This is a genomic window from Algibacillus agarilyticus (genome assembly GCF_003286125.1).
In the GTDB taxonomy this organism is placed as follows: domain Bacteria; phylum Pseudomonadota; class Gammaproteobacteria; order Enterobacterales; family Alteromonadaceae; genus Algibacillus; species Algibacillus agarilyticus.
The window spans coordinates 280,502-295,934 of record NZ_QMED01000002.1; the positions used below are offsets into that span (position 1 = coordinate 280,502).

At 39.6% G+C, this 15,433-nt stretch carries 10 protein-coding genes; 7 read left to right on the forward strand and 3 right to left on the reverse strand.

Annotated elements, in window-relative coordinates; genetic code table 11:
* The 6 genes from DPX34_RS03205 to cysG all read left to right on the forward strand — a co-directional run bounded on the left by DPX34_RS03205 (nt 1) and on the right by cysG (nt 10,146).
* Nucleotides 1-990: a DUF2333 family protein gene (locus tag DPX34_RS03205; protein WP_111976962.1), complete on the forward strand. Its 990-nt coding sequence runs from the start codon at nt 1-3 to the stop codon at nt 988-990.
* Nucleotides 991-1,213: 223 nt separating this feature from the next.
* The gene (locus DPX34_RS03210) at nt 1,214-3,991 is read left to right on the forward strand and encodes an ATP-binding protein (protein ID WP_232824630.1); all 2,778 of its coding nucleotides are present in this window, start codon (nt 1,214-1,216) and stop codon (nt 3,989-3,991) included.
* 188 nt (nt 3,992-4,179) lie between these two features.
* On the forward strand, nt 4,180-5,982 hold the full coding sequence (locus DPX34_RS03215; protein WP_111976963.1) for an assimilatory sulfite reductase (NADPH) flavoprotein subunit: 1,803 nt from the start codon (nt 4,180-4,182) through the stop codon (nt 5,980-5,982).
* The gene (gene cysI / locus DPX34_RS03220) at nt 5,982-7,688 is read left to right on the forward strand and encodes an assimilatory sulfite reductase (NADPH) hemoprotein subunit (protein WP_111976964.1); all 1,707 of its coding nucleotides are present in this window, start codon (nt 5,982-5,984) and stop codon (nt 7,686-7,688) included. Before DPX34_RS03215 ends, cysI begins: the two co-directional genes overlap by 1 nt.
* On the forward strand, nt 7,681-8,427 hold the full coding sequence (locus tag DPX34_RS03225; protein WP_111976965.1) for a phosphoadenylyl-sulfate reductase: 747 nt from the start codon (nt 7,681-7,683) through the stop codon (nt 8,425-8,427). The genes cysI and DPX34_RS03225 overlap by 8 nt, the downstream gene beginning before the upstream one ends.
* Before the next feature lie 273 nt (nt 8,428-8,700).
* Nucleotides 8,701-10,146 (forward strand): siroheme synthase CysG, encoded by a 1,446-nt coding sequence (gene cysG, locus DPX34_RS03230; protein ID WP_111976966.1) that lies wholly within the window; start codon nt 8,701-8,703, stop codon nt 10,144-10,146.
* Here cysG and DPX34_RS03235 read toward each other — a convergent pair.
* The gene (locus tag DPX34_RS03235) at nt 10,117-11,019 is read right to left on the reverse strand and encodes a TIGR03899 family protein (RefSeq protein WP_157964604.1); all 903 of its coding nucleotides are present in this window, start codon (nt 11,017-11,019) and stop codon (nt 10,117-10,119) included. The genes cysG and DPX34_RS03235 overlap by 30 nt on opposite strands.
* A 366-nt stretch (nt 11,020-11,385) precedes the next feature.
* Between DPX34_RS03235 and DPX34_RS03240 the strand changes: the two genes are divergently transcribed.
* Nucleotides 11,386-13,632, forward strand: a complete 2,247-nt coding sequence (locus DPX34_RS03240; protein WP_111976968.1) for a bifunctional diguanylate cyclase/phosphodiesterase — start codon at nt 11,386-11,388, stop codon at nt 13,630-13,632.
* Nucleotides 13,633-13,668: 36 nt separating this feature from the next.
* On the opposite strand, the gene ubiA is transcribed toward DPX34_RS03240, so the two are convergent.
* Both ubiA and DPX34_RS03250 read right to left on the reverse strand, forming a co-directional pair.
* The gene (ubiA, locus tag DPX34_RS03245) at nt 13,669-14,538 is read right to left on the reverse strand and encodes a 4-hydroxybenzoate octaprenyltransferase (protein WP_111976969.1); all 870 of its coding nucleotides are present in this window, start codon (nt 14,536-14,538) and stop codon (nt 13,669-13,671) included.
* The gene (locus DPX34_RS03250) at nt 14,531-15,097 is read right to left on the reverse strand and encodes a chorismate--pyruvate lyase family protein (protein ID WP_111976970.1); all 567 of its coding nucleotides are present in this window, start codon (nt 15,095-15,097) and stop codon (nt 14,531-14,533) included. The genes ubiA and DPX34_RS03250 overlap by 8 nt, the downstream gene beginning before the upstream one ends.
* Nucleotides 15,098-15,433: the final 336 nt, after the last annotated feature.

Sequence of the window (15,433 nt, forward strand, 5' to 3'; positions counted from 1 at the left end):
ATGTCGAATAGAATAATATTAAGTATTAAAGCGGGCGTTGGTTTAGCTTTTCTACTCATCATTTCATTAAGTATTTGGTGGGGCTGGATGCCAGCAACCTACAATGTAAAGCAATCGGTTGAACAACAAGCGCAATTAGCCAATCAAGACGTTGTTGTGGGTTATACAACAACGTCTACCTTAATTAATATTGCCGAGTGGATGATTGATAAACCAGGTGGTTTTTTATCAAACGATATGTTACCGCCGGGTTTAATTATGGATAACATGCCCGCCTTCGAATATGGTGTTTTACAACAAGTTCGTGATCTCGCCTTAGCGATGCGACTTGACTTTAGTCGCTCTCAATCTCAATCGAGTGATGATAAAGATTTAGAAAAAGCCCAACCAAAATTTAATATTGATCACACTAATTGGGCTTTGCCTAGCGCTGAAGATGAATATCATCAAGCAATCAAATCGTTATACCGCTATCGTGCTCGCTTAGTTGATAACAATAAAGCCGATGCGCAATTTTATACCCGAGCTGACAATTTAAGTGAATGGTTACGAGAGGTAGAAAAACGCTTAGGTGCAGTTTCTCAGCGTTTAAGTGCGAGTGTGGGTCAAGAACGTTTTAACACTGATTTGGCCGGTGACACAAGCGCAAAACAATCGACCTCATCACCAGAAGAAATGAATGTAAAAACTAACTGGTGGAAAATAGATGATATTTTTTATGAAAGTCGTGGTTCTTGTTGGGCATTGTTGCACTTTTTAAAAGCGGTTGAAGTTGACTTTCAAGATGTACTTATTAAGAAGAATGCACAAATAATGGTGAAACAAATCATCAGAGAACTTGAAGCGACACAACAAACCATTTGGAGCCCAATGATATTAAACGGCAGTGGTTTTGGTTTGGTCGCGAACCATTCATTAGTGATGGCTAATTATGTTTCAAGAGCCAATGCCGCTTTAATCGACTTACGCACTTTGCTTGAGCAAGGCTAATCTCAGCGAAGTTAAATTAGCTAAAATAAACCACCCAGAATCGACCTGTGCTTTATAAACGTATCGATAACCCGTACCGTATAGAGCACAAGGTCTGATCAGTTCACATGACTGTACTTTTTTTATACTAAATTTCTAATAACCCTTTATAATCCCCATGAAGCACTCATCAAAACACAGGTAAAATAGTGCCAAGTTCTGCACTAAAATAAGGTTCATCATTATGATCAGACGCAGCATACAAGCCAATGCGTTTATTTTTGCCGTTATTCCTACATTATTAACCGCCTTATTTGTTACGTTAGTTCTTGGTAATCGTATGTCTGAAGAGCGACGATTATTACTTGAAAGCCAAGTACATAATTTAGCTGAGGCCATTGCCTTTTCAAGTGAACATCACCTCGCTCATCACGAAAAAAGCATTCTGAGCCGTAAACTGAAAGAAATACATGCAAATGCCTCACTTTCAATTAATAAAATAGCGATTTATAAACAATCTGGTCATTTATATACCGCTACTAAATACGAAGATATTAGCCCGATATTTAATCCGGTAAAATTAAATAATCGCGTTTATCAAGCGGAGGTAAAAGACGAAACACTGATTATCACCCGAGCCATCTTTTCTTTTGATGATGATACTGCCAACAAATTTCCCGCTCAAAATGACCGTATCAACAATTCTACGTCTAAACCCTTAGGCTACGTTTATGTTGAAATAAACATCGCAGGGCAAATGTTCTATGCACACAAAAGTAACTTACTGGCCTTAGTTTTAATCGTGCTTGGTACTATTTTTACCAGTGTGTTGATGCGCTTGTTAATAAAACGCATTGCCGACCCGATTATTTCAATTGTCGATACGATTAAACAAATAGGCGCGGGTAATTTAAATGCTCGAGTCGAGATCCCTGTTCAATACGAACTCAATGATTTAAAGATCGGCATCAACATGATGGCTTCTGAGTTACAAGAGAACCAAGAGCAACTCGAAAACGATATAAAGATAGCCACTAAAGATTTACAGCAAAATTTAGACTTAGTTGAAGAAAAAAATGCTCAGCTGGATATTGCTCGCAAAGAGGCGGTAGAAGCGAGTAAAACAAAATCACAATTTTTGGCAACCATGAGTCATGAAATTCGCACTCCGTTAACCGCAATAATGGGATTCACCAAAGAACTAAGCAAAGTTCACCTTGATGCGCCTTATCATGATTACGTTAATACCATTAATGCCTCAGCCGACAATTTAGTCGCTATTGTTAATGATATTCTCGATTTTTCAAAAATAGAAGCAGACAAAATAGAGCTTGATAGTGCAGCCTATAATTTACAACAAACCGTGGAAGATGTGATTAATTTGGTTGCCCCCATTGCGTTTAGTAAACAGCTTAATTTTATTTACGAAAGCGATCGCTTACCCACGGCTGTCATTGGTGATCAACACCGAATCAAACAAATCTTAACTAACTTAATCTCAAACGCGATTAAGTTTACGCCAAAAGGCTATGTTGCGATCCGAATAGCCATGGTATGCACTTCCAAAACACAATGTGAACTGACGATCGATGTAGAAGATACCGGCATTGGGATCAGTAACGATAAACAATCCAAATTATTTAATGCCTTTAGCCAAGCCGAGAGTTCAACAACGAGACGTTATGGCGGCACGGGACTAGGGCTAGTCATTAGCCGTGGTTTAGTCCAAAAAATGAATGGCGGTTTAACCTTGACCAGCAGCGAAGGTAAAGGCACGGTTTTTACACTCACCCTGCCTATTACAGTGACACAGCAACCGATTGATATGCAAACTATCCACGGTTTAGATCATATTTTAGTACTTGATTCTTACACAGAAGCGCAAGCGACATACGAAAAAATAGGCCAACAACTCGGGGCCAATATTACCGTACATCAAGATATTTCGAGCTGGGAAGAAAGTATTCGCAGTGCACAAACGTTTGATCTTATTTTAATGGCTTGCGACAACGACGAAGAATCTCTTGAGTTGCTACCATTACAAGCCAGCTTTGCTGAAAAGCTCAACCCCAATGGCTTAGTTTTGCCGATTGTGCCAGCATTAAGAAAATTAAATATAGAGCAAAAACAAGCCTTGTCGGCATGGCCATGTTTAGAAAAGCCATTAAGCTTACTTAAACTACAAAACTATTGGTTAAAGTGCCAAACCAACACTTCAGCCGTAACCACACAAACTCATTATCAAAAAACACAACAAAGTACCATTACGCGCATGTTAGCCGTTGACGATAATGAAACGAATTTAAAATTATTAGAAGCGATTTTACGCACTGGTGATGTAGAGCTAACAACGAGCACCACAGGTGAAGAAGCATGCAACTTATGTAAACACGACAAGTTTGATTTGATATTAATGGATGTACAAATGCCAATAATGGATGGCGTTGAAGCCACTAAAATCATTCGCCAAAATACATTGAATAGCACAACGCCGATTATCGCCTTTACGGCGCATGCCTTTAAAGAAGAGCGCGACATGTTATTAAAACAAGGTATGGATGATTATTTAGGTAAACCAATCGACATTAACAAGTTTAATGCGCTCGTTAATAAATGGGTACGTAATTCATCAGAACAAAGTGCTCACAACGCCAGTTTATCGTCAAATCAAAAAACAGGCATTGATTGGTCACTTGCTTTAAAAATGGCAGCCAATAAACATGATGTCGCAATGGAAATGTTACACATGTTAGTCGAAACGTTTCCAGAAATACGTAAAGAACTCGATCAAGCACGCTACAAACACGATACCGTAGAACTACTCAGGTTAATTCATAAATTTCATGGCTCAACTTGTTATACCGGCGTGCCCAAATTAAAAAGTTTATCGTTTAGCTTAGAAAGTCAGCTCAAAAAAGGCGTTATGGTCAATCTCAACCAACAAGTGGATGCACTATTTGCAGAAATGGATTATGTCACCGATGAACTCAAAAAAATCAATATTGTGGCGACAGCTCCCTAAATAACAAAAATCCCTTATTACTTATTTGTATAAATTACGTATAAATCAATAAAAACGCTATATAAAACCGTTTTGTATAGTAATTACGATTTTTTATACCGTACGGGTATAAAAAAGTTTTATTTAATCTTTTCTGTTCATCCATTCACCACTAAGCTATGCCTAGGATTAACCTAGGACCTAGCCTTATGACGCTAAAGCAAAACAATGAGCTTGTAAGCCCATTATCAGTGCAGCAAGCAAACCAACTACAACAAGTGGTAAGTGAATTAAACACAACTCAATTATCTTGGGTCAGTGGATACTTATTTGGCCTATCACAAGCGAATTCACCTGTAGCCGGTGGTGCAACAATTCCAGCACCCGCCGCCCCATCAGGTCAATTAACCATTTTATTTGGTTCACAAACCGGCAATACAAAAGCCGCCGCTAATCAAGCTCTTGAAGCCGCTAAAGCGAAAGGCATCAATGCCCGTTTAGTTTCAATGGCCGATTACAAGCCAAAAGATTTGAAAAAAGAAACTCACCTACTTGTACTGTCTTGTACACAAGGTGAAGGCGATCCACCAGATGATGCGATTGAATTTCACGAATTTTTAGGCGGCAAAAAAGCACCTAAATTAAATGGTGTTAAATACTCAGTATTAGCATTAGGTGATTCTTCATATGAATTTTTCTGCCAAACGGGTAAAGATTTTGACGAACGCCTAGCCAAATTAGGTGCAGAATCAGTTTCTCCTCGTGTTGATTGCGATGTTGAATATGAAGCCAATGCAACCGCATGGGTAGAAGCAGCCGTTAACGCAATGGCAACTGAATTAGCGGCGGCAACGGCGCCTGTCGCTAACGCTGTTGCAAGCGCAGTTAGCACAGCAACAAGCCAATACAACAAAAAGAACCCGTTTACAGCCACCCTTGAAACAAACCAAAAAATAACTGGCCGTGATTCAAGTAAAGATATTCGCCACTTCGAAATATCTTTAGAAGAATCAGGATTAAGTTACAAGCCGGGTGATTCATTAGGTGTTTGGTTCCGTAACGATGAAGCTATCGTCGCTGATTTTATCGCTAAAGTGGGTCTTAAAGGTGATGAAAAAGTCACTATTGATGATACCGAAGTCTCGTTAACAGAAGCATTAACTAAGCACTACGAGTTGACTTTAAGTCATCCTGGTTTTGTTAGTAAATATGCCGAGTTAACCTCAAACGATACTCTCGCTAAATTAGCCGACGATCGCGCGGCATTACGTGAATATATTGATGGTCGTCAGCTTATTGATATCGTTCGTGAATATCCGTCTAGTTTAACTGCAGAGCAAGTTATTACTTGTTTACGTCGTTTAACACCCCGTTTATATTCTATTGCATCAAGCCAGGCTGAAGTTGAAGAAGAAGTTCATTTAACGGTTGGCGTTGTTGAATACGATGCTTTTGGTGAAAAACACTTCGGTGGTGCGTCTGGTTTCTTAGCCGAGCGCTTAGAAGAAGGTGGAGAAGTTGATGTATTCGTAGAAGAATCACACTTCCGCTTACCTGAAGATCCATTAGCGCCTGTTATTATGATAGGTCCAGGAACCGGTGTTGCGCCTTTCCGTGCTTTCATGCAAGAAATTGATGCTAACGATGCAGATAACCAAACGTGGTTATTCTTTGGTAACCCTAATTTTACTGAAGACTTCTTATATCAAGTTGAATGGCAAGATTATTTGAAGCGCGGTGTGCTTAATCATATTGACCTAGCCTTTTCTCGTGACCAAGCCGAAAAAATCTATGTTCAAGATCGCATGTTAGAAAAAGCTGAAACATTATGGCAATGGCTTGAAAATGGCGCTTATTTCTATGTTTGTGGCGACGCAAGCCGTATGGCTAAAGACGTACACGATGCATTAGTTACGATTGTTGAGCAACAAGGCAACAAGAGCCGTGAAGATGCAGAAGCCTACGTAACTGAGTTACGCAAGAATAAACGCTACCAGAGAGATGTTTACTAATGAGCAAAACAACCTTACCTGAAGGCTTAGCTGTTAACGAATACTTAAAAGATAATAGTAATTATCTTCGTGGTACGATCGAAGAAAGCTTAGCTGATCAAACAACTGGCGCTGTTGCCAATGATGACACTCAGTTAACGAAGTTTCATGGCTTCTATATGCAAGATGACCGTGACATTCGTAACGAGCGTAAAAAACAAAAATTAGAGCCTAAGCATTCTTTTATGCTTCGAGCACGTGTTCCTGGTGGCGTTGCCAACATGGAACAATGGTTGGCTATTGATAAAATTGCTGACGATTTAACCGATTATGGTTCACTGCGTTTAACCACTCGTCAAACGTTCCAATACCACGGTATTTTAAAGCCTAACTTAAAGCCATTGATTCAAGGCATTTGTAAAGCCGGTTTAGATTCAATTGCCGCTTGTGGTGACGTTAACCGTAACGTTATGTGTAACACAAACCCGGTTGATTCACGCTTACACGCTGAGACCTATGAATGGTCAGTTAAAATTTCAGAGCACTTGTTACCACAAACTCGCGCTTACTACGAAATTTGGTTAGACGAAGAAAGAATCGCTGATTCTGAAGCTGAACAAGAACCTGTTTACGGCAAATGGTACTTACCACGTAAGTTCAAAATTGCAGTCGCGGTGCCACCACATAATGACGTTGATATTAGTGCCAATGATTTATCATTTATCGCTATTGCGAATAAAGAGGGTGGCTTAGAAGGTTTTAACGTTGCTGTTGGTGGTGGTATGGGTTCAACACATGGTGATGTTGAAACTTACCCACAACTTGCTCGCGTAATTGGTTTTATTAAACCTGAAGATACGTTAAATGTTGCGCAATCAGTCATGTTAGTCCAACGTGATTTTGGTAACCGTGTTGATCGTAAAAACGCCCGTACAAAATACACAGTCGATACACTAGGTCCTGATAAATTCCGTGAAGAAACAGAAGCGCGCGCGGGTTTAAAACTGGAACCTGCTCGTGATTTTGAATTCACCCAACAAGGCGATCGCTTTGGTTGGATTAAAGGCATCGATGAAAACTGGCATCTAACTTTATTTTTAGAAGCCGGTCGTATTGTTGATAAACCAGGTCAGCCAATAAAAACGGGTTTACGCGAAATTGCAAAAGTTCACAAAGGTGACTACCGCATGACCGCAAACCAAAACATTATTATTGCGAACGTAGCCGAAGCAGATAAAGCTGAAATTGAAGGCATGTGCCGCAAATACGGTTTATTAGGTGAGGTTCTATCACCACTCATGCTTGATAGTATCGCCTGTGTTGCCATGCCAACGTGTGCCTTAGCAATGGCTGAATCAGAGCGTTACCTACCTCGTTTAATTGAGAAATTTGATGTAATTGCCGAAAAACATGGTATTGCCGATCAACCAATGGTTATTCGCATGACGGGATGTCCTAATGGCTGTGGTCGTCCTTTCTTAGCTGAGATCGCTTTTGTTGGTAAAGGGCCAGGCAAATACAATATGTACTTAGGTGCCGACGGTCGAGGAACTCGACTTAACCAAATGTATAAAGAAAACATTGGCGAAGAAGAAATTCTAAGCGAAATCGATTCTTTATTTGGTCAATACAGCAAAGAACGCGAAACAAATGAAGGTTTCGGTGATTTTGTTGTACGTAAAGGCTTCGTTAACGCGGTTTATGACGGTAGAGAATTTCATGCCTAATATCGACTTTGCGTCACTGTTGCTAGCTGATAAAGCTAGCCAACAAGCAACATTAAAAGAAGTAAATGCCGAACTTGAATCGATGACGGCTCCTGAGCGAGCGGCATGGGCAGTTAAGCATTTACCTGACAACAAAATCTTGTCGTCTAGCTTCGGGATCCAAGCTGCTGTAATGTTGCGAATGTTGACGTTAGAAGATAAAGATATTCCCGTTGTATTAACCGATACCGGTTATTTGTTTACTGAAACCTATGATTTCATTGATGAGTTAACCGAGCGTTTAACCCTTAACTTGCAAGTTTACAGCGCTAAAATGAGTGCAGCATGGCAAGAAAATAGCTATGGTAAATTGTGGGAACAAGGTGTTGAAGGCATCGAAAAATACAACAAAATGAACAAAGTAGAGCCGATGCAACGTGCGCTGAAAGATCTAAACGCACAGGTATGGTTTACCGGTTTACGTCGCGACCAATCTAGCTCGCGTAGTAATCTGGCTATTCTACAAATATCAGGTGGTCGTTATAAGTTTAATCCAATAGCAGATTGGACAAACCGCGATGTGCACTTTTACTTAAAAGAACATAACTTACCTTACCATCCATTATGGGATAAAGGCTATGTTTCGGTTGGTGATTGGCATACATCAAGACCCCTTGAGTTAGGTATGACAGAAGAAGAAACACGCTTCTTTGGTTTAAAACGCGAATGCGGTTTACACGAAGATGGCAGTGGTATTTAACCACTCACAGTAACAAATATAAACAGCCCGCATTTGCGGGCTTTTTATTTATAGTCTTCTCGCTCAGATTTTATGGTTCATTGTCAGCGCTTACTCGCCCCAATCACATAATAGAGCATATGCTCATGGCGTCTCGAAGCTTGACTGCTTCCCCTAAAACCCGATCGCTTTGACTATACTTAAGCTAAATATCTTAAGTTATCCCCTCTGTGACTCGTTTCTGAAAGCCACTTCGGTATATAATAATAATCAAATTATTTTCAGGTGTATTTGATGGAACAGTTTCCCATATTTCTAAATCTTAATGACTTCCCTTGTGCAGTAGTGGGCGGTGGTGATGTGGCTTTTCGAAAAGTCACCGCGTTATTAAAATCACAAGCGCATGTCGAAATTATTTCACCTGATTTATGTAAAGAATTAGCCGCATTATTAAGTCATGAACATTTAACTTGGCTCAAAGCAGAATACGCAGCTGAACATATACAAGACAAACGTTTAGTCGTAGCAGCGACCGATGATAGTGTGATTAATAAGCAAATTTTTGATTATTGCGAAGCCAATAAAATACTGATTAATACGGTAGATCAACCTGAATTTTGTCGTTATACCACCCCCTCGATTATCGATCGCTCACCCATAGTGATCGCAATATCTTCTGGTGGTAATGCCCCTGTTTTAGCCAGACGGCTTCGGGCAAAAATTGAAACTTTAGTGCCGCAATCAACCAAAACGCTCGCTGAGTTTTCAGGCAAAATACGCGATCGCGTTAAAAATGAATTCAGTAGCTTTAAAGCACGACGTCATTTTTGGGAACGCTTTTTTAATAGTTCATTCGCCTCAAATATTGATAAATACACCGAAACCGAACAACAACAAGCCCTAGATAGTTTATTAGCTAAAGAGCAAGCACTCACGACTAATGGCGAAATCTGGTTAGTGGGCGCAGGCCCTGGCGATCCTGAATTATTAACACTTAAAGCCATGCAAAAAATGCAACAAGCTGATGTCATTTTATATGATCGTCTTGTTTCAAAAGACATACTCGATTTAGCGCGTAAAGATGCTGAATTTGTTTGTGTTGGTAAGCAAAAAGGCTTTCATTCCGTCCCACAGGATAATATTAACAACCTCTTAATTGAATACGCTCAAAAAGGGTTAAAAGTATGTCGGTTAAAAGGCGGAGACCCCTTTATTTTTGGTCGCGGCGGTGAAGAGCTTGAGCAGTTGCTTGAGCTCAATATTCAATTTCAAGTTATACCGGCAGTTACCGCGGCCTCTGGCTGTTCTGCTTATGCAGGAATACCGCTAACCCATCGAGACCATGCTCAATCGGTTGTATTTGTGACGGGTCATTGCAGAAACAGTGGTGAACATCCTAATTGGCGCACCATTGCACAGCCTAACCAAACGATTGTTATTTACATGGGGTTAACGCAATCAGCTGAAATTAGCCAACGCTTACAAATGAATGGCGTCGCAGCAGATATGCCTGTTGCTTTAATTGAAAACGGCTCAACACCGGAACAACGTGTTGTATTAAGCACCTTAGATAATTTGAGCAAAACAATTGAAGAGCAAAATGTACAGTCACCTGCTCTTATTATTGTTGGTAATGTGGTCACGTTACACAATAAGTTAAAGTGGTATCATGGCGCAGATTTAGATAATGCCTCTTTTGCCGAGTTAAACTCACAAGGTCAAATCGAATACCGGCGCTAACAATTCTTTTAAAGCCGAGAAGTAACTGTCTCGGCTTTCGACTTTCATTAATTTGGCGAGCTCATTACCCGTTTGAGTTAATTTATAATAAATTAATACCCCACCCTGCACTTTTGACCGAATCTGCATCTTTTTTTGTTGCACATCTAAATGCATCACATGCCCTATCGGTAATTTACCGGTTTCAATTTCAGCGGCGTAAATTAAGTTTAAATCAATGAGCGTAAGTAAATCTGGGTAGTTAACCCCGTGCTGGCTTAAATTAACCACATGAGGTTTAGCATGAGTAAAAAAACTCAGTAACGACGTGGGCTTGTAATAACCCGAAATAATACGACCACCATATTCATTTCGATCTTTACAGGTTAAAGTAAGTGCGTGTTGAAAGGCGATGGCTTCTTTCATCGTCATTTGCTTGAGCACATGCAATGACTTCATAGAAAAAGCCCCCGGACGACTGACTTGAGCAGCTAAAATTTTGCCCCATAACGCTTGCATATGATTAGAGAAAATCTCTTCTGCCATCATAAAAAAAGCATATAGCCAATCGGGATCAACATCTTCCGCGATATTAGCGTTATCGGTATAGCCTTGAGCAAAATCTAAAATGGATTCTAAATTTTGTTGTTTACGTGCGGCATTAATCCGCTTACGACGCTCAGCTCTCTGCTCAACCGTCACATCTTTTTTACTGGTACTGGTTAAACCAAATCGCTTAGCAATAATGAGTAATTTATCATTAGATGTTGTTGCTGAATTTAGCACGGGTGTTGCTTGTACAGGGGCATCTTTAGTTGAAGCCTCTTTATTCGCTTTAACATGACTGCGATTAATGACAGAAGGCGGCTCTTGGTTAACCGAACGGATGGTCATAAGCTTATAAATCTCGACATAAAGGGCGTTTAAACTTAACGATTTATTCATTATTAACAAAAAATGGCGCTCTCACCACTATCTAAATTAAATATAAATACATTAATAGTTTAACTAACCTGCACTTTGGATAGTAAGAAACACTTAAATGCATGATCTAATTGAACATTTATTTAAAGCTTAGGATAAATAAACCAAATCAAACTGGATCAGTAGCTTAGCTAGACTATAATAAAACAAATAAATAACCTGAGTTACTCTAAATATCTATTTTTAATTAACTTAGCGCTACATTCTCGATACAATTCTTAACAGATCAATACGCAATTTTTGTCGTAATATTTAAATTAACACTAAAGGTTAACCATGTGCCCAGCTGGCTTTGATGATGATGAAATTCTATTTGCAGAAGATAACGGTGATGACACACCGGTTGAAAGTGTCGTTCTGCCTAATAGCTGGCGAGTGCTTATTGTTGATGATGATCCTGAAATACATTCAGTAACCAAACTCGCCTTAAATGACCTTGTTGCCTTTGAAGGTAATTTAGCGTTCAGCCATGCACATTCCGGTAGTGAAGCTATTTCATTTTTGCACGACAACGATGATATCGCGATTATATTACTTGATGTTGTGATGGAAACAGAGGATGCCGGTTTACGGGTTGCTCGTTATATTCGCAACGATTTAAACATGCATGATGTCCGTATAATATTACGCACCGGCCAACCAGGGTACGCACCAGAAGAAAGTGTTGTCAAAGAATATGACATTAATGATTATAAAACCAAAACAGAATTAACCCGCTCTAAACTCGTCACCGCCATTGTTTCATCTCTGCGATCGTTTTTACAGATTAAAAAAATTAATGAAAATAGAGCCGGTTTAGAGCATATCGTGCGCTGTGGAGCCGATTTGCTAAAACAGCAATCAGCATCAAGCTTTGCGACTTCTACCATTAAACAAATAGCACAGTTACTCAAAATAAAACCAATCGGTTTACTCTGTGCCGATGTGATTTGTGAAGATAACAACAACGAAAAAACCTTAATGATCCAAGGTGGCACCGCCGTTTATGCTGAATTTTCAGGGCAGCGTTTAATTAATTGTGATAATGGCCGAGCCATCTTGCAAATATCACAAAGTTTTAATTCCACCGAACATAAATTTGACGAACACGAGACGGTTTTATTCATCAAGGGTGTAAGCCAACAAGCAGCGATTTATATTGATGACGGCCGGTTAGAATACACAGAAACAGAAATGCAGTTGTTGGATGTGTATCTCAATAACTTAGTCGTCGCATTAGACAATATAAATTTAGTTAGTCGCCTACAAAATGCCGCTTATAAAGATTGGTTAACGGGGCTGGGTAATAGAACTGAATTTGCGCGCATTCTCGATTTACATGCTCGTTGCAATGAATATGGTGATATTGTCGCATTAATTGATATCAAGCAATTCTCAGATATTAATGATGGTTTAGGCCAAGATACCGGCAATGATATTTTAGTCGCTATCGCTAAACGTATAGTAGAATCATTTGCTAGTACCACCACCATTGGCCGAATAAGTGCAGATGTATTTGGCTTAATCGGCTTCGAAAAAGAACTTAATCCAGATAATATTCAAAACTTATTCAAGCTTCCCTTCAAAGTGGGTGAGCATACCTTACCGCTAACCGCTAATTTAGGTTTCTGCCGTAAAAATCAAAGTGGTAATAAAGGGCTCACAATCCTAAAACAAGCTTATATCGCGCTAAACCGTGCAAAAAAACACAATATTAAACGTTTAGAATTTTATACCAGCGATATGGAAGAGCAAACAGCTTGGCGTTTAGGCATGATACGTCAACTCAGAACTGACTTTTTTAACAACCGACTTCAACTTTGGTACCAACCGCAATACTGCTTAAAAAGTAATAAATTAGTGGGTATGGAAGCACTTTTAAGATGGCCCAATGCACATGGTGAATATATATCACCGACGACTTTTATTCCGCTGGCTGAACATTCAGGCTTAATAATTGAGATTGGCGCTTGGGTACTCGAAGAAGCTTGCCGCCAATTAAAACAACTTGATGCACTGATTAATAACGATATGAAAATATCCGTTAATGTCTCGATGCCGCAATTTCGTAGCCCCGATTTCGCTCAGAGCGTCATTACAACAATTAATAGAATGGGTGTTGATCCTGCACGGATTGAATTAGAGATAACCGAAAGTGTCATTATGGATGAACCCCAAATGGTTATCGATATTTTAAATGCGCTCAAATCTCATGGCATAAAAGTCGCGATAGATGATTTTGGTACCGGTTTTTCGTCATTAAGTTATTTACAACGTTTACCGCTTGATCGCATCAAAGTTGATCGCGCCTTTGTCATGGATATGCACAACCCCAATGGCGCCATTATTGCTGAAATGATTATAAACTTGGGTAAAAAATTAGGCTTAGCCACGATAGCTGAAGGCATTGAAACCAAAGAACAGGAGCAAGGTTTAATTAATTTGGGCTGCGAATATGTGCAAGGTTTTTTGTATGCTTACCCCATGCCGTCAGCAGAACTACAAATAAAAGTTAAGCAATATTTCTCTCAACACAAAATCTAAGTGTGCCCTCGTGTCTAAACAGGTTGCATAACCTGTTTAGACTAAATAATCGGCAATAATACCTAACAATATAATAAGCCCTGCATAATGATTTTGTAAAAAAGCCTTAAAACAAGCAGGCTTCGTTTTATCTCTTGTTAGCCAAAAATGATAAATAAAAACCAACAGCGCTAAGCATAAACTGCAATAAAAGAATGCCTGTCGATCATATTCGATACCCACTAAACCTAAACAAACCAATGCACCTATCTGAAAAATTAATACCAGCGCTCGATCATAGCGGCCAAATAAAATAGCTGTCGATTTAATACCCACTTTTAAATCATCATCTCGATCGACCATGGCATAAAGTGTATCGTAAGCGACGGTCCATAATAGGTTAGCTAGATATAACAACCATAAAATAGGTGGTAATTCCATTTGAGTGGCCATATAAGCCATCGGTATAGCCCAACTAAAAGCAGCACCGAGTACAAATTGAGGTAAATAAGTAAAACGCTTCATAAAAGGATACAAAGCCGCAAGTATCAAAGCCCCAATAGAAAGCACAATGGTTTGCCAGTTTAAAAATAAAACTAAAGCAAAAGCCAACACAATCAACAAACCAAATAAACTAAGCCCCTCTTTCTCACTCACGATTTTTTTGGCAAAAGGTCTATTTTTCGTTCGTTCTACAGCACCATCAACATGTCGGTCTGCATAATCATTAATAACACAGCCAGCCGAACGCATGACAAAAACACCTAAACTAAAAATAATTAATAAAGTTAAATCAGGGATCCCTTCTGCAGCAAACCATAAGGCCCATAATGTTGGCCAAAGTAATAAATAAATACCAATAGGTTTATCAATGCGCATCAGTTGCCAATAAGCTTGGCGTTTTTCAGGTAAGGTAAAATTAAGCATGGTAAGCAATACAAGCCGGTAAAAAAATCTCTGTCACCATTAAAGGAGAAAGATCGATATTAAAAATAGAGCGCCGCCCCCAAAGTGTATCTGGTATTTTGGGAACCGTTAAAAAGCGTTCAATATGAGTAGAAAATGAATGAGAAGCCCCATTAAAGGCTTTCACTTCAATATTGCCTCGAGAAACAGCAGGGTGACAAAATAAAGCTTCACCTAACGGTTGTGAACCTAGTTGAGCTAAAAATGGGTGACCCGATTTTATCGTTTTATTAGGAATAACTGTACTAGCAAATACCCAAGGCTCATTATCACACATCAATAAAACCTGCCTTAGCCAATACGAATCATCCTCCATTGTCGACGTTAATTGTTCAGTTAAAGCAGAAGCTAAAATTTGCTGCTCAAATACAACCTCAACACGAAACTGCCTACAGTTAGCTTTTAATCGCGCGGTGAGCGAGCTTGGGTCAAAAAGCCACGAATACAATAAACTAGAAACATTTGCATAGTCATGTCCCCACTCACCCGTGAGGGGAATGGGTGATAGTAACTTATTCATTAAAAAATCAGACTTCGATTTATAATGTCACCATGATAACAGCTTTAATTTAGCCGCGACAAATAAATCACGATCCGACTCTTCAACCACATAGATAAAAATAAGCTAAAAGAAACCGCTTATAGTCAAAGCGATCGGGTTTTAGGGGCAGGTTTCTCGTTCCAGACGAAACCGAAGTACTTACATCCATGTAAGCAAAGCAGTCAAAGCTACCGCGTCCTGCTCTCGCCCCTTACCTGCATCCATGCAGGCAAGCTTCGAGACGCCATGAGCATATGCTCTACTATGTGATTGGGGCCGCCTAAATGGATTTAGGTGTTAGAACGACGCAGGAGC